The following is a 16,285-nucleotide window of genomic DNA, read 5'->3' as shown; positions in this document are numbered from 1 at the left end:
CGTTATCACAAAATATTATCTTGCTGTAAACAAAATAGTTCCTTTAGGGTACGAATAACAACCATTCTAATGCGTGGATATCGCATTCATGGATCAGATGATATTAATAGGAGTAAGAATAAAATGGTAAACACAACAAAGAAAAAACTTGCTACTGGCATTGCTGTAGCATTAGGCATGTTGATAGGGGGGCAGGCATTTGCAGCACAAGTACCGGCTGGTGTGCAACTGGCAGACGCTGCAAAACAGGTACTGGTTCGCAATAATGCCTCTGAACCGCAATCACTGGACCCGCATAAAATTGAAGGTGTTCCTGAATCCAACATTGCCCGTGATTTGTTTGAAACTTTGGTCATCAATGAGCCTGACGGTAAAATTATACCAGGAGTGGCAGAAAGCTGGGAAAATAAGGACTTTAAAGTTTGGACATTCCATTTGCGTAAAGATGCAAAATGGTCAAATGGTGACCCTGTCACCGCACAGGATTTTGTTTACAGCTGGCGCCGAGTAGTAGATCCCAATACGGCATCTCCCTATGCAAGTTTTATGCAATATGCCCATCTTCTTAACGTTGACGATATCATCAAAGGCAAACAAAAACCTGAATCTTTGGGGGTGAAGGCATTAGATGATCACACATTACAGTTAACCCTCAGTGAATCTATTCCTTATTTAGTTAGATTGTTTGTTCACCCGACCACATCTCCTGTCCATCGTGCAACCGTAGAAAAATATGGTGATAGATGGACACAACCGCAAAACTTTGTAGGTAATGGCGCTTATAAACCGAAAAGTTGGGTGATCAATGAGCGACTGGTTCTCGAACGTAATCCCCAGTATTGGGATAATAAAAACACCATCATTAATCAAGTCACTATCTTGCCAATTTCCTCTGAAATTACAGATGTTAACCGTTATCGTGCTGGTGAAATTGAGATGTCCTATGACAACTTACCTGTTGAGTTGTTCCAAAAACTGAAAAAAGAGATCCCTGAGCAGTTAGTTGTTAATCCGAAACTGTGTACCTACTACTATGAAATTAATAATGAAAGGCCACCCTTTAATGATCCACGAGTACGTACCGCGCTGAATCTGGGTATAGATCGAGATATTATGACTAATAAGGTGAAAAATCAGGGGGATATACCCGCTTATGGTTATACACCACCTTATATCGCCGATTTTAAAGATGAAAAACCGGATTGGTATACCAAGCTAAATCAGCAACAGCGTAACGACGAAGCGAAAAAACTTTTGGCGGAAGCCGGGTTTACCAAAGATAATCCCCTGAAAATTAAGTTACTGTACAACACTTCCGATCTGCATAAAAAATTAGCTATTGCTGCTGCTTCCCTTTGGAAAAAGAATATCGGTGTTGATGTTTCCCTCGAAAATCAGGAATGGAAAACGTTTCTGGATTCTCGCCATCAGGGTAATTATGACATTGCCCGTGCCGGATGGTGTGCTGATTATAACGAAGCCTCTACCTTCTTGAATTCAATGTTATCCAATAGCAGTAATAATACCGCTCACTACAAGAGCAAAGAGTTTGATGCGTTATTGAAACAATCACTTCAAGCAAAAACTGATGAAGAACGTGCGGAAATTTACGCCAAAGCGAATGCTCAATTAGATAAAGATTCTGCAATTGTTCCAATCTTCTACTATACCAATTCTCGTTTAGTGAAGCCTTATGTTGGTGGCTATACCGGCAAAGATCCATTGGATAACTTCCATGCGAAGGATATGTACATAATAAAACATTAGGAATCAGTAGGTGGCTCAATCTATTGGGTCGCCTGCTTGTCAGATAATTTAAGGCTATGGTTTGGCTAAACAATAGGAACGGGCAATGCTAAAGTTTATTTTACGCCGCTGCTTAGAGGCGATCCCGACACTTTTTATTCTTATTACTATTTCGTTTTTTATGATGCGGCTTGCACCGGGTAGCCCATTTACAGGGGAAAGGAAGCTACCGCCGGAAGTTATGGCAAATATTGAAGCGAAATACCATTTGAATGACCCTATCTATAAACAATACTTCAATTACTTAATCCAACTTTCCAAAGGGGATTTTGGCCCCTCATTTAAATATAAAGACTACAGTGTCAATGATCTGGTTGCAGAAGCGCTGCCAGTTTCGGCCAAATTGGGATTTGCTGCTTTTATTATGGCAGTCATATTTGGTGTCAGTGCAGGGGTTATTGCAGCATTAAATCAGAATACAAAATGGGACTATACGGTGATGGGGTTTGCCATGACGGGGGTTGTTATCCCCAGCTTCGTGGTTGCCCCCTTATTAGTGCTTATATTTGCCATTACCTTAAAATGGTTGCCGGGTGGGGGCTGGAATGGCGGGGCACCTAAATATATGCTTCTGCCGATGGTTGCACTTTCCCTTTCTTATATTGCCAGCATATCCCGTATTACCCGCGGTTCTATGATAGAAGTTCTGCACTCCAACTTTATTCGCACAGCACGAGCCAAGGGTTTGCCATTGCGAAAGATTATTTTCCGTCATGCGTTAAAACCCGCCCTGTTACCCGTCATTTCTTATATGGGACCTGCATTCGTAGGTATTATTACAGGTTCAATGGTCATTGAAACTATTTTCGGTTTACCGGGCCTGGGTCAATTGTTTGTTAATGGCGCATTAAATCGTGACTACTCACTGGTACTCAGTTTGACGATTCTGGTGGGAAGTTTAACCATCATGTTTAATGCTATCGTTGATGTGCTGTATGCCGTCATTGATCCGAAAATTCGTTACTGAGACTGGAGCACGCAATGTTACTGAATAAAAAAAATAGCGAGGCTCTGGAAAATTTTTCTGAGCAGCTCGAAATTGAAGGCCGCAGTTTGTGGCAGGATGCCCGTCGTCGTTTTATGCATAACAAAGCAGCGATTACGAGCTTATGTATTTTATTTCTGATTACATTATTTGTGATTTTAGCGCCAATGCTGTCTCAATTTGCCTACGATGATACAGATTGGAACATGATGACGATGCCACCGGATTTTGAATCCAGCCACTATTTTGGCACCGACTCATCAGGGCGTGATTTATTGGTGCGTGTTGCCATCGGCGGACGAATTTCGTTGATGGTGGGCATTGCCGCAGCCTTGATTGCCGTGTTATTCGGCACTCTGTATGGTGCAATGTCAGGCTATCTTGGCGGTAAAGTTGATATGGTCATGATGCGCTTATTAGAAATCCTCAACTCTTTTCCATTCATGTTCTTCGTTATCCTTCTGGTCACTTTTTTTGGTCAGAACATCCTGTTAATTTTCGTTGCGATAGGAATGGTGTCATGGCTGGATATGGCACGTATCGTCCGTGGTCAGACATTGAGCTTAAAGCGCAAGGAGTTCATTGAAGCCGCTTTGGTTTGTGGTGTTTCTACCCGCCATATTGTTTTACGTCACATCGTGCCAAACGTATTAGGTGTTGTGGTGGTTTATGCCTCATTGCTCGTACCCAGCATGATCCTGTTTGAATCCTTTTTGAGCTTCCTTGGTTTGGGAACTCAGGAGCCGCTCAGTAGTTGGGGCGCTTTGTTAAGCGATGGCGCTAATTCTATGGAAGTCGCTCCATGGTTGTTGTTATTTCCGGCAGGCTTTCTGGTAATGACCCTGTTTTGTTTCAATTTTATTGGTGACGGCCTGCGAGATGCCCTCGATCCGAAAGACCGTTAAGGAGAGCCTATGAATAGCGTAGAAACTGCAAAAAATACTGAGTCACTCTTGTCGGTGAAAGACCTGAATGTGACATTCAGCACTCCTGATGGCAACGTGACAGCCGTGAACAAACTGAATTTTGACTTACAGGCAGGGGAAACACTGGGGATCGTGGGAGAATCTGGCTCTGGTAAATCTCAGACTGCATTTGCATTAATGGGATTATTGGCCAGTAATGGTTCTGTCAGTGGCTCTGCTAACTTTAATGGGCGAGAAATTCTCAATTTGCAGGAAAAAGAGTTAAACAAAATGCGGGCAGAAGAGATCTCGATGATATTTCAGGATCCCATGACTTCCCTCAATCCTTATATGCGAGTTGGTGAGCAATTAACGGAAGTGCTGATGCTGCATAAAAATATGAGTAAAAGCGAAGCCTTCGAAGAATCTATTCGTATGCTGGATGCGGTTAAAATGCCAGAGGCGCGTAAGCGGATGAAAATGTATCCGCATGAATTCTCTGGCGGTATGCGTCAGCGCGTCATGATTGCCATGGCATTATTGTGCCAGCCTAAGCTATTGATTGCAGATGAACCGACAACGGCATTGGATGTGACGGTTCAGGCGCAGATCATGACGTTACTTAATGAACTGAAAAAAGAATTCAATACCGCCATTATTATGATTACCCACGATTTGGGTGTAGTGGCAGGTATCTGTGACAAAGTATTGGTGATGTATGCAGGGAGAACGATGGAATATGGCACGGCGCGTGACATATTTTATCATCCCACACATCCGTACTCCATCGGGCTATTGAACGCTGTTCCTCGTTTGGATGATGATGAAGAATCACTGACAACCATTCAGGGTAATCCTCCCAACTTGTTGCGTTTGCCGAAAGGATGTCCATTCCAGCCACGTTGTCAGTTTGCCACTGAGCGTTGTGTTCACGAAGAACCACAGTTGGAAAAATTTAACCTTGGGCGTTTGCGTGCCTGCTTTAAACCCCAGGAGGAATTAGTATGAGCACAATAGCTGAAAAACGTGTCCTATTGGAAGTCGATGATCTCAAAGTTTATTTTGATATTAAAGATGGAAAGCAATGGTTCTGGCAACCAGCTAAAACCTTAAAAGCCGTAGATGGTGTGACCTTGAGATTATACGAAGGTGAAACACTGGGCGTCGTAGGTGAATCGGGTTGTGGAAAGTCAACGCTTGCCAGAGCCGTTATTGGGCTGGTGAAAGCCTCTGGCGGGGCAGTGACGTGGCTCGGGCAGAACCTGTTGGAAATGGGTGACAAGCAATGGCGGGATATTCGCAACGATATTCAGATGATTTTCCAAGATCCTTTGGCATCGTTGAACCCGCGTATGACCATTGGGGACATTATTGCTGAGCCATTGAAAACTTATTACCCCAAAATGAAGGATGGGGAAATAAAAGAAAAAGTGAAACAGATGATGATGCGGGTGGGGTTATTACCTAATCTGATTAACCGTTATCCTCATGAATTTTCAGGCGGTCAGTGCCAACGTATTGGGATTGCCCGTGCTTTGATCCTGGAGCCTAAATTAGTTATCTGTGATGAACCCGTTTCTGCACTGGATGTTTCCATTCAGGCGCAAGTTGTTAACTTATTGCAGGAATTGCAACGGGAAATGGGGCTTTCCCTGATATTTATTGCGCATGACCTGTCGATAGTGAAACACATATCAGATCGGGTATTGGTGATGTACTTGGGGAATGCGGTAGAGTTGGGAACGTATGATGAGGTTTATCATAATCCGTTACATCCTTATACCCGGGCGCTGATGTCGGCAGTACCGATTCCTGATCCAGACAAAGAACGTAATAAGCATATTGAATTGCTGGAAGGGGAACTACCTTCACCGATTGATCCCCCATCCGGGTGTGTATTCCGCACCCGCTGTCCAATGGCAGATGCGGAATGTGCTAAGACCCGTCCATTGCTTGAAGGCAGCTTTAAGCATGCAGTGTCTTGTCTCAAAGTTGATCCGCTATAGTGAGTGATGCGGAAAACATACATTATGTGACGCTGTCACTGATTTAAACTAACATAAATAAAATGCCCTCATCCTGAGGGCATTTATCTGTTAATAATATCCTGAGGAGGAAGTGAATTGTTATTTTTTCCACAAGATATGGTAGACAGGGTGAGACTTTTCCCGGCAAATCAAAATGCGGGCAAAAACATCATCAATTTCAGCATTTTCTGATTCTGCCAAGCCAATAATGACTTCTGAGAAAAAATCTGGATCCAATTTGAAATCAACATGCTCAAACCAAATATCAGAAGGTTCCAGTAATTCTGCTCCACCCCGTTCTTCAAATTGCAAATTAAACAATAGACTATCAGCCGGATCGAGATTAGAGAGCGCTTCTTCCAGAAAGATATCGTAGGCTTTTTCAAGCGCCTCATCCTCAGTCATTCGGTTGTTAATATCTAATTGCATAGAATGTGTCGGTTGATTTTCCATGATGGCAGTATCCGAGATTAATAACAGAGTGAAATTAAAACATGTTCTATATTGCATGAATACTTTTTCTGTCACGAATTATAAGAGAGGACTGAAAAAGTAGCATACACGTTCAAGAATACGGCTCCAAACTGGGCGCTTTTCCCACTGATTGCTGGCAAGCAGCGTTGAACGCATAATATAGTCTTGTTGAACCAGCGTTAAATCATTTCCAAAGTGTTCATCGTCAATCACAACCGTGATTTCAAAATTCAACCACAAACTACGCATATCCAAATTGACTGAACCGACCATGCTAAGCTGTCCGTCGACCAAAACACTCTTGGTATGTAATAGCCCATCCTCAAATTGATAAATTTTTACCCCGGCTTCCAGTAATTCAGTAAAAAATGCCCGGCTGGCCCAGCGCACAAGAAAGGAATTGTTTTGGCTGGGCACAATGATACTTACATCAACACCACGCAGGGCCGCGGTACAAATCGCGTGCATTAAATCATCACTGGGAACAAAATAAGGGGTGGTAAGAATAAGTTGCTCACGGGCAGAAAAAATCGCAGTCATCAAGGATTGTTGGATTAATTCATCAGGAAATCCCGGCCCGGAAGCAATAACTTGAGCTGTATGCCCGCTGGCTTGCTCAAAAGGCATGATGGTGCTGTCAGGCGGCGACGGCAGATAACGCTGTCCTGTTTCCATTTCCCAGTCAAACGCATAGACAATTCCGAGTGTTGTCGTGACCGGGCCTTCCATTCTTACCATGATATCAACCCATTGCCCGACCCCTGCATCTTGTTTGAAAAAACGAGGATCAACCATATTCATACTGCCAGTGTATGAAATATGATTATCGATCAGAATAATTTTTCTATGTTGACGTAAGTCCATGCGCCGCAAGAACAAGCGAAAGATATTCACTTTTAGCGACTCGACAAATTCAATGCCGACCTTGCGCATAATATCAGGATATGGGCTGCGAAAAAATTGCCAGCTTCCGGCCGAATCCACCATGATACGACATTTAACGCCGCGTTTGGCCGCACGCATCAAGGCATCGGTAACCTGATCGACCAACCCGCCGTATTGCCATATATAAAAGACCATCTCAATATTATATTTGGCATTTTCAATATCATGAATAATGGCTTTCAGGGAGTTATCATAAGATGTCATTAATTGCATTTTGTTGCCCCTGACACCTTTGATTTTTTGACGACGTTCGCACAATTGAAATAGCGGCGTGGCCACCTCACTATTTTCATCGGTAAAAATATGGGAGGATTTTCTTAACTCCGCAAGCCACTTGGCGACAGATGAACGCATTTGTTTGGCTTGCTCAACTCGGCGTTTGCCAAGATGTAATTCGCCAAATGATAGATAAGCAACAATGCCTACTAAAGGAAGAATGTAAATAATCAGTACCCAAGTCATTGCTGATGTCACTGGACGGCGTTTCATCAAAACACGAATAGTGATACCAGCAATAATCAACCAGTATAAGAAAATCGCCAGCCAGTTAAGTACAGAATAAAAGGTTGTCATACGTGGCAATCAATCCTGTTTATTTAAGTATTTCATACTGTCATTACCACAAGTTTCTAGAAATTTGAGCAAACGATCAACCTAATATCATTAATTTAACAGGTAGTCATCAAAGATAATTATAGAAGTTACAGTGTATTATTGATACGCCGAGCTTTTTATGATTTCTTAATCTATCTTTCATCTTAGGACTGATTCTAATTCCTTCTATAGTGATGGTGTAAGATCAGTTAATACACCTATGTATTAGACGTTTTATATGACAAGACTATTAAAAGTGTTTGCAGTGATAGTGATTGTGCTGGTGTTATTGGTATTGGCGGGGTGGTATACACTTCCACGCTGGCTACCATCAATTGCCGGTCATTGGCTGCCACAGGGAGTAACGCTTTCTTTGAGCCAACCAACATGGAAAAAGAATGCACTATGGTTGGATAGGCTGTCATTGAAGGCAAAGACATGTGAATGGATAAATGTATCTGGATTATCCATAGAATATTCACGTCGAGAAAATACCGAGGGCCGTCATTGGAATATTCATGTTGCCAATGTTGATACTCAAAGCCAATGTTTGGTTCACTTGCCCGTGATTGAAAAACAGTCAGCACCATTATCTGTACAAGAGATATTATCCCATATCCCAGCAATTAACCTTGTTGTTGACCATCTTGCTGTTATCCCATGGCAAGAATTCGCCGGCAGACTCCAATTTGATTCCTCATCCCAGAGCCAAATGCTCTCTTATCAGGGTGAGAAATTAACGCTAAACGCAAATATTACAGATAAAAAGACGCTCATTATTAATCAATTTTGGATGAAATTGCCTGAACAGGAAATTAGCTTGAATGGAGATATGGCCTTACCTTTAGAGATTAAATCACTCCCTGAACAAGGGCAAATAACAGCTCATTTATCTGTGAGCCAATACCCAGAACCTTTGCTGCTGGCATTGAAATGGAAGGGGAAGAGTGGATTGTTTACTGTTATTGAGGAAAAGGGACAACAATTACTCGCGGAGTTGCCTTGGTCATTCAATGCCTCTCAATTCTTGATCAGTAATGGTAAATGGCAATGGTTGGCAGCAAACCAACCGTTGTCTGGAGGGATTAATATCAGGCTTGAACAATGGAAAAAAGGGTTAGCAGGCATGTCTGTCAGTGGGCGGGTAAATCTGGTGACTCAAAATGAGAGAGGTAAAGGCAATGTCGTTTTGTCAGTGCCATCAACACCAATCAATGTGATCAATGTACATATTCCATTCCAGTTAACCGGACAAATCAATAGCGGGGAAATGATCATGACCATGTCATTACCTGCTGTTGTCACTGGGTCTTGGGTGGCACCCAAGATCACTTTTCAATCAGGAGCATTGTTTCGTGCATGGGGAAAGGTGAGTGAGACTTTTACTGTCAAAGAAGCTCGTTTGCCTTTAGCAGGCACGTACTTGACTCGTGAGGGTTTTACTGGCCGTCTACAGGCCATTTTACGGGCGCAAGATAGCTATTGGGGAACATTCAAATTACACCTGGATGGGTATGCAGAAGATTTTATGCCCGATCAGGGAAACTGGAAATGGCGTTCTTGGGGAAATGGAAATTTACCCCCTCTACAGGCTAAATGGGACCTTGCAGGTACAGGAAGCTGGAAGCAATCACAGATAACAGTGGATGGATTAAATACAGGGTTTAATCGTATTCAATATGGTCTTGTGCAAATGAAATCACCCCGTTTAAAACTGACTAAGCCATTAGTTTGGGAACGTTCGGCAAGTCGTCCGGCATTTACGGGGGACTTGCAATTATCTTCTCAAAAAACCGAATTTCGATCGGGTGGTTTTTTACCGCCATTTGATTTTAAGGCCACATTGACTGGGCAATCACCAGATAATTTTATGCTAAATGGCAAATTACATTCCAAAGGTATTGGCCCGATTCCATTTTATGGGCGTTGGGATGGGGAACGATTAAGGGGAGAAGCGCGTTGGCCTCAGCAGTCTTTATTAGCATTTCAATCCTTAATCCCACCCGATCTGGGAATTACAGTGCGTGGCGGTAAAATTTATGCTCAGGCTGCTTTTTCAGCCGCGAAAGGGCAAGGACTGCGCGCTGGTGGTCACTGGGTAGTAAAAGAAGCGAATATGTGGCTGAAAAACGGGGAAGTTGATGGTTTGGAGTTTGTGCTTCCATGGCGTTTGCAGGAACAGACTTGGCAGTTGGGATTAACATCACCAGTCCAGCTTCGCATCAAAGCCATTAAGGGGCTGTTTGACATGCAGAATGTAACAGCCGATTTGCTGGGTTTTTATCCACCAACCCATGCACAGCCGTTGGCATTGACTAATGTGAATGTTGATACGCTGGATGGTCAGTTGAAAATGAACAAATTGCAGCTTCCCCAAAAAGAAGCTGCGGTATTGCGATTTAACAAACTGAACCTAAGCAAATTGTTTGGCGTATTAAAAGTGAAGCAAATAGCAATGTCAGGAAAAATCAGTGGTGAATTGCCAATCTTATTAAATGACGAAAAGTGGATTATTCAGCGAGGCTGGGTATCTAATGAAAGATATCTGACCTTGAGGTTGGATAAGGATACGGTTGATTCTATAGGAAAAAATGACTTCTCAGCCGGTATGGCAATGGATTGGTTACGTTATTTAGAAATCAGCCGTTCAAAAGCCTATGTGACCCTCGATAATTTGGGCATTTTGACATTACATGCTGAGATCAGTGGGGTTAATCCCGTGGTCGACAAAAAGCGGGAAGTCAGGCTCAACTACCGTCATGAAGAGAATATTTTTCAGTTATGGCGCAGCTTACGGTTTGGCAGTAATCTGGAAGAGTGGTTACAGAAAAATATATCGGTGATGTAGGGGTTAATTAGATGGAAATAAAACGGCAAGTAGGGTTGTCAGTAATAAGGCAATGGATTAAAGATTCTTATTTGTTTTGGGCTGTTCCTGTCAACTGGGAGTGATAAATGATAACAAAAGTTGGATGCAGAATACCATCCGTCAGAATGGGCATGGCGTTAGTAAGCATAATGTTGATTAACATAGTATTGGTGGGTTGTGTCAGGCTGGAAGTCGCGACACCTGATAAACCCATCAATATCAATATGAATGTGAAAATTGAACATGAAATTCATATTAAGGTCGATCGGCAAATTGAAGATATGCTCAAAAACAACTCTAATTTATTCTAAGGGTTAGAATATGAAAAAAGCAGGAATGGTCTTTATTTTGAGTCTGCTATTCAGCTCTTTTGCTGTGGGAATGACATTGAACGAAGCAAAACAACAAGGGCTGGTGGGGGAAACATTCAGTGGCTATCTGGCACCCGTAAAAAATACCAAAGACGCTCAGTCTGTAGTTAAAAAAATTAATGAAGAACGGGAAAAGAAATATGCTGAAATTGCGGTCCAAAACAATATGACAACAGATCAGGTCGCGAAAATTGCGGGTGAAAAATTAGTCAGCCGGGCGACGTCAGGAGAGTATGTTCTTGGTATCAATGGCAATTGGGTGAAGAAATAAGCGCGCCGTTCGGCGCACTTAATCTTTATCAAGCTACCTTTTATTAGGCTACGGCTTTTTCGAGTTGCGCCTGTCCCATTTTTTCTATGACATCATCTATCGCATCATGGGCATTCTGATGTGCTTGGTTGGCAGGTTCTGCGCCGAATGCCAAACCTTCAGCAAACACAAATTCCATATCGGTAATGCCAATAAATCCGAGAAAAACACGCAGGTATGGTGTCATCAAATCTGTAGGGCTATCTTTATGAATGCCACCACGGCTACTCAAGATAATAGCGCGTTTGCCTTTTAGCAAACCTTCAGGGCCTTTCTCGGTGTATTGAAAAGTCAGACCAGCACGGGCAACCAAATCAAAATAGGTTTTGAGCTGAGTAGGGATCGTGAAGTTATACATTGGTGCCGTGATGACAATAACATCGTGTGTTTTTAATTCTGCAATCAACTCATCTGACAGTGCTAATGCTGATTTTTGGCGTTCTGTCAATTCTGCATCGCTTGGACGCAAGGCACTGACCAATTCTCCATCCAGTACTGGAACCGGATTTTCAGCGAGATCGCGTGTGGTAATGTTGCTCTCTGAGTGATTAGCCAGCCATTTTTCAGCAAAATAGTCAGCCATTTTATTACTTTGGGAATATTGCGCCAGAATGCTGGATTTCAGAAGCAGTACTTTATTCATTCTTTACTTCCTTAGTTATCTTAAGAACTATAACTTTATTTATGATATCGACTGTGTTCTATTTTATAGAGAGAATTGTTCAGTCAATAGCTCAATATTTTGAGGTAAGAATTCAAATTCATTGAATGATTGAAAAGGGTTTAAGCGAGTAAAAATTGTACTCCATTAATTATATAGAGATTGGAGTTCAAATTCATTGAATAGCGGGTGATTACCCATTAAATTTATCGCCAATAAAACGGTAAATTGACTAAACTGAGAGTGTATATAAAATACATAGAGCTGCATAAGATATGTTACACTTCTCTGATAGTTAAGTCATAAGAAATTATCCTCTGAGCCTGCAAAGACAGCGCTACCCAGTTAAAAACGTCACAAGGATTTATCACGTGGAATCACCTTTGACAGCACCACTTGCTGAATTATTCGCTGAACTTGATCACACCCCGCTGCGCGATCAGTTCCGTTTAAGAAAACGCCTGCATGGAGCAGCAAAAATCAAAAATCAAGCTTCTTTGCAGGCTGTGGCACAATCTATTTCTGCGGATATTGCGACAGCAAAACAGAAAGTGATTAACCGTCAGGCATCATGCCCTTCGATCCAATACCCTGAAAACCTACCTGTTAGCCAGAAGAAAGATGATATCTATAAGGCCATTCGGGATAATCAGGTTGTTATCATTGCAGGGGAAACGGGTTCGGGTAAAACAACTCAGATCCCGAAAATTTGCCTTGAGTTGGGCAGGGGCATCAAAGGGCTAATCGGGCATACTCAACCCCGTCGTCTGGCTGCCCGTTCAGTTGCTAACCGCATTGCGGATGAATTAGAAACCCCGCTTGGATCAACGGTCGGTTATAAAGTGCGTTTTAATGATCAGGTCAGTGATAATACGTTGGTCAAGTTAATGACGGATGGTATTTTGCTGGCGGAATTGCAACAAGATCGTTTGTTACTGCAATATGATACGTTAATTATCGACGAAGCTCATGAACGTAGTCTGAATATTGATTTTATTCTCGGCTACTTGCGTCAATTATTACCAAAGCGCCCGGATCTGAAAGTCATTATTACTTCTGCAACCATTGATCCTGAACGTTTTTCCCGCCATTTCAACAATGCACCGATTATTGAAGTGTCAGGGCGGACTTATCCGGTGGAAGTGCGTTATCGGCCCGTGGCCGGTGATGGTGATGATAATGACAGTGATAGGGATCAGCTTGAAGCCATCATTGATGCCGTGGATGAGTTGGGACGAGAAAGCGCTGGAGACATACTGGTTTTCATGAGTGGTGAACGTGAAATCCGGGATACGGCGGATGCACTCAGTAAGCAAAAATTCCCACATACTGAAATCCTGCCGCTTTTCGCACGGTTGTCTAACAGCGAACAGAACCGGATATTCCAGTCCCATGTTGGCCGCCGGATCATCTTGGCAACTAACGTAGCGGAAACATCGCTGACTGTACCCGGAATCAAATATGTGATCGATACCGGCTTTGCGCGCATTAGCCGATACAGTTATCGGACTAAAGTCCAGCGCTTACCGATAGAACCTACTTCTCAGGCATCTGCCAATCAGCGAAAAGGGCGCTGTGGTCGTGTTTCAAACGGAATTTGTATTCGTCTCTATTCGGAAGATGACTTTTTATCACGCCCGGAATTTACTGATCCTGAAATTTTGCGCACTAACTTAGCTTCTGTTATTTTGCAAATGACCTCTATTGGTTTGGGCGATGTCAGTGCATTTCCATTTGTTGAGGCGCCGGATAAACGCAATATTCAGGATGGCGTCCGTCTCTTGGAAGAACTGGGCGCTATTGATCCTGAATCCCTGTCAGAAGGAAATTACCGGCTGACTGCGATGGGTCAGCAATTGGCACAGTTACCTATCGATCCACGCTTGGCTCGTATGGTTTTGGAAGCTAAAGCACATGGTTGTGTTCGTGAAGTCATGGTGATTACTTCAGCATTATCGATCCAAGACCCACGAGAAAGACCACTGGAAAAGCAGCAAGCCTCCGATGAAAAACATCGTCGTTTTGCGGACAAAGATTCAGATTTCATTGCGTTCCTGAAATTGTGGGATTTTCTGCTGGAACAGCAAAAAGCGCTTTCCAGTTCCCAATTCCGCAAGCTTTGCCGTCAGGATTATCTGAATTATCTTCGCGTTAGAGAATGGCAGGATATTTACACCCAGCTACGCCAAGTTGTTAAAGAAATTGGTTTACCGATCAACAGCCAAGAAGCGGATTATAAAAGTATTCATATTGCTTTGCTGACAGGTTTATTATCCCATATCGGGCAAAAAGATACGGATAAACAGGAATATACAGGTGCGCGTAATGCCCGTTTTTCTATTTTTCCTGGCTCCGGTTTATTTAAAAAGCCACCTAAATGGGGAATGGTAGCCGAATTAGTGGAAACCAGCCGATTGTGGGGACGTATTGCTGCACGTATTGAACCTGAATGGGTAGAGCCGTTGGCCGCACATTTAATTAAGCACCATTACAGTGAACCTCATTGGCAAAAATCGCAGGGCGCAGTAATGGCAACGGAAAAAGTCACCCTGTATGGTTTGCCCATTGTGGCGGGGCGTTTGGTGAATTATAGCCAGATTGATCCCCTGTTATGTCGTGAATTGTTTATCCGTCACGCGTTGGTGGAAGGGGATTGGCAGACACGTCACTCATTTTTCCGCGCTAACCTGAAACTGCGGGAAGAAGTTGAAGAACTGGAACATAAATCCCGCCGACGGGATATTCTGGTGGATGATGAAACGTTGTTCAGTTTCTATGATCAGCGAATTGGCAAAGATGTTATTTCATCCCGCCATTTTGATCGCTGGTGGAAAATAACAAGTAAAGATCAACCAGAATTGCTCAATTTTGAAAAGAGTATGTTGATCAAAGGCGACGCCAATAAAGTCAGTGCGTTGGATTATCCGAATTATTGGCATCAGGATAATTTGAAATTCCGTCTGAGTTATCAGTTTGAGCCAGGAACCGATGCCGATGGCGTGACTGTGCATATTCCGTTACCGGTATTGAATCAGGTTAGAGATGAAGGATTCGACTGGCAAATTCCGGGCATTCGTCATGAATTAGTCGTCGCGTTGATTAAGTCATTGCCAAAGCCAATACGCCGTAATTTTGTACCTGCGCCTAACTATGCACAGGCATTTTTGGAGCGGGTTACCCAACCTCAGGCTACCTTACTGGATAGCCTTGAGAAAGAACTACGTCGCATGACTGGTGTGACAGTGTCACGTGAAAATTGGCAATTGGAACAAGTTTCTGACCATCTTAAGATCACATTCCGTGTTCTGGGCGAGAAAAATAAACTGTTAGCGGAAGGCAAGGATTTGTCGGAGCTGAAACTAAAATTAAAAGGGAAAGTTCAGGAAACACTTTCAGCAGTAGCGGATGATGGTATTGAACAAAGTGGGCTGCATATTTGGAGTTTTGGTGAATTGCCTGAACGCTATGAGCAGAAACGTGGTGGCTATTCTGTTAAAGCATTTCCGGCATTAGTGGATGAAAAAGACAGTATTGGCATTAAATTGTTTGAGACTGAATCTGAACAGCGAAATGCGATGTGGGAAGGAACTCGTCGTTTGTTATTGCTGAACATTCCATCACCGATCAAATACCTGCATGAGAAATTACCGAACAAATCCAAATTGGGGCTGTACTTTAACCCATATGGAAAGGTATTGGATTTGATTGATGATTGCATCTCTTGTGGTGTGGATAGATTGATCGCCGAAAATAGTGGGCCAGCGTGGAATGAGCAGGCATTTTCTTGTTTGCAGGATAAAGTCCGTGCCGATTTGAATGATGCAGTCGTTGATATTGCCAAGCAAGTGGAGCAGATCCTGACAGCGGTCTTTAACATCAACAAGCGACTGAAAGGGCGGGTAGATATTGCCCTCGCACTGGCGTTATCGGATATTAAAGAGCAAATTTCCGGTCTGGTCTTTAATGGATTCGTGACTTCCCATGGTTGGAAGCGTTTGGCAGATGTTCTGCGTTATTTGAATGGCATTGATCGTCGTTTGGAAAAATTAGCGGTTGATCCTAACAAAGACAGGGCGCACATGAGCCGGATTGAGCATATTCAGCGCCAATGGCAACAATGGCAGGCAAAATTGTCTAGCCAGCAGAAACAATTGCCGGAAGTGAAAGAAGTTCGTTGGATGATTGAGGAGCTTCGGATTAGCTTATTTGCCCAGCAATTGGGGACGGCGTATCCAATATCAGATAAGCGTATTTTGCAGGCGATGGAAAATATCACACTGTGATCTTGAAGCTTATGGGCTGCTTTTGTTTTATGGCAGCCCATAAATTTGTTGGGGA

12 protein-coding genes are annotated in these 16,285 nt (G+C 43.0%); 9 read left to right on the top strand and 3 right to left on the bottom strand.

Translation table 11 applies throughout. The features are described 5' to 3' along the window. Positions 1–123 precede the first annotated feature (123 nt). The 5 genes from oppA to oppF all read left to right on the top strand — a co-directional run bounded on the left by oppA (position 124) and on the right by oppF (position 5,702). The gene (oppA, locus tag Xmir_RS16760; RefSeq protein ID WP_099114822.1) at positions 124–1,767 is read left to right on the top strand and encodes an oligopeptide ABC transporter substrate-binding protein OppA; all 1,644 of its coding nucleotides are present in this window, start codon (positions 124–126) and stop codon (positions 1,765–1,767) included. 85 nt (positions 1,768–1,852) lie between these two features. Further along, a complete protein-coding gene (oppB, locus tag Xmir_RS16755; RefSeq protein WP_099114821.1) occupies positions 1,853–2,773 on the top strand; it encodes an oligopeptide ABC transporter permease OppB in 921 nt (306 codons plus the stop codon). A 14-nt stretch (positions 2,774–2,787) separates the two neighbouring features. After that, on the top strand, positions 2,788–3,696 hold the full coding sequence (gene oppC / locus Xmir_RS16750) for an oligopeptide ABC transporter permease OppC (RefSeq protein ID WP_099114820.1): 909 nt from the start codon (positions 2,788–2,790) through the stop codon (positions 3,694–3,696). Between the two features lie 9 nt (positions 3,697–3,705). Beyond that, the gene (gene oppD, locus Xmir_RS16745) at positions 3,706–4,704 is read left to right on the top strand and encodes an ABC transporter ATP-binding protein (protein ID WP_099114819.1); all 999 of its coding nucleotides are present in this window, start codon (positions 3,706–3,708) and stop codon (positions 4,702–4,704) included. Further along, complete coding sequence (oppF, locus tag Xmir_RS16740; RefSeq protein WP_099114818.1) at positions 4,701–5,702, top strand: murein tripeptide/oligopeptide ABC transporter ATP binding protein OppF; 1,002 nt, start codon at positions 4,701–4,703, stop codon at positions 5,700–5,702. The genes oppD and oppF overlap by 4 nt, the downstream gene beginning before the upstream one ends. A gap of 120 nt (positions 5,703–5,822) precedes the next feature. Here oppF and Xmir_RS16735 read toward each other — a convergent pair whose 3' ends face one another. Then, positions 5,823–6,152, bottom strand: coding sequence for an HI1450 family dsDNA-mimic protein (locus tag Xmir_RS16735; protein ID WP_208620441.1), 330 nt, complete (start codon positions 6,150–6,152; stop codon positions 5,823–5,825). A gap of 102 nt (positions 6,153–6,254) precedes the next feature. After that, positions 6,255–7,715, bottom strand: a complete 1,461-nt coding sequence (cls, locus tag Xmir_RS16730; protein WP_099114817.1) for a cardiolipin synthase — start codon at positions 7,713–7,715, stop codon at positions 6,255–6,257. A gap of 259 nt (positions 7,716–7,974) precedes the next feature. Here cls and Xmir_RS16725 point away from each other — a divergent pair, with 259 nt between their 5' ends. From Xmir_RS16725 to Xmir_RS16715, 3 genes are all read left to right on the top strand, one after another. Further along, entirely contained in the window at positions 7,975–10,584 is a 2,610-nt protein-coding gene (locus tag Xmir_RS16725) for a YdbH family protein (protein WP_099114816.1), read from the top strand. Positions 10,585–10,730: 146 nt separating this feature from the next. Continuing rightward, positions 10,731–10,916 carry a YnbE family lipoprotein gene (locus Xmir_RS16720; RefSeq protein ID WP_244170935.1) on the top strand — a complete coding sequence of 62 codons (186 nt, stop codon included), beginning with the start codon at positions 10,731–10,733 and terminating at the stop codon, positions 10,914–10,916. 10 nt (positions 10,917–10,926) lie between these two features. Beyond that, complete coding sequence (locus Xmir_RS16715) at positions 10,927–11,247, top strand: YdbL family probable chaperone protein (RefSeq protein WP_099114814.1); 321 nt, start codon at positions 10,927–10,929, stop codon at positions 11,245–11,247. A gap of 43 nt (positions 11,248–11,290) precedes the next feature. On the opposite strand, the gene Xmir_RS16710 is transcribed toward Xmir_RS16715, so the two are convergent. Further along, positions 11,291–11,929 (bottom strand): FMN-dependent NADH-azoreductase, encoded by a 639-nt coding sequence (locus Xmir_RS16710; protein ID WP_099114813.1) that lies wholly within the window; start codon positions 11,927–11,929, stop codon positions 11,291–11,293. Between the two features lie 389 nt (positions 11,930–12,318). Here Xmir_RS16710 and hrpA point away from each other — a divergent pair, with 389 nt between their 5' ends. After that, positions 12,319–16,230, top strand: a complete 3,912-nt coding sequence (hrpA, locus tag Xmir_RS16705) for an ATP-dependent RNA helicase HrpA (protein ID WP_099114812.1) — start codon at positions 12,319–12,321, stop codon at positions 16,228–16,230. Positions 16,231–16,285: the final 55 nt, after the last annotated feature.

It is taken from the genome of Xenorhabdus miraniensis (assembly GCF_002632615.1).
This window is presented reverse-complemented; position numbering and strand designations above follow the sequence as displayed.

What these genes read in the sequence shown, in the direction of transcription:
- oppA (WP_099114822.1), top strand. Translation starts at nt 124, where the DNA reads ATGGTAAACACAACAAAGAAAAAACTTGCTACTGGCATTGCTGTAGCA.
- oppB (WP_099114821.1), top strand. Translation starts at nt 1,853, where the DNA reads ATGCTAAAGTTTATTTTACGCCGCTGCTTAGAGGCGATCCCGACACTT.
- oppC (WP_099114820.1), top strand. Translation starts at nt 2,788, where the DNA reads ATGTTACTGAATAAAAAAAATAGCGAGGCTCTGGAAAATTTTTCTGAG.
- oppD (WP_099114819.1), top strand. Translation starts at nt 3,706, where the DNA reads ATGAATAGCGTAGAAACTGCAAAAAATACTGAGTCACTCTTGTCGGTG.
- oppF (WP_099114818.1), top strand. Translation starts at nt 4,701, where the DNA reads ATGAGCACAATAGCTGAAAAACGTGTCCTATTGGAAGTCGATGATCTC.
- Xmir_RS16735 (WP_208620441.1), bottom strand. Translation starts at nt 6,152, where the DNA reads ATGCAATTAGATATTAACAACCGAATGACTGAGGATGAGGCGCTTGAA.
- cls (WP_099114817.1), bottom strand. Translation starts at nt 7,715, where the DNA reads ATGACAACCTTTTATTCTGTACTTAACTGGCTGGCGATTTTCTTATAC.
- Xmir_RS16725 (WP_099114816.1), top strand. Translation starts at nt 7,975, where the DNA reads ATGACAAGACTATTAAAAGTGTTTGCAGTGATAGTGATTGTGCTGGTG.
- Xmir_RS16720 (WP_244170935.1), top strand. Translation starts at nt 10,731, where the DNA reads ATGGGCATGGCGTTAGTAAGCATAATGTTGATTAACATAGTATTGGTG.
- Xmir_RS16715 (WP_099114814.1), top strand. Translation starts at nt 10,927, where the DNA reads ATGAAAAAAGCAGGAATGGTCTTTATTTTGAGTCTGCTATTCAGCTCT.
- Xmir_RS16710 (WP_099114813.1), bottom strand. Translation starts at nt 11,929, where the DNA reads ATGAATAAAGTACTGCTTCTGAAATCCAGCATTCTGGCGCAATATTCC.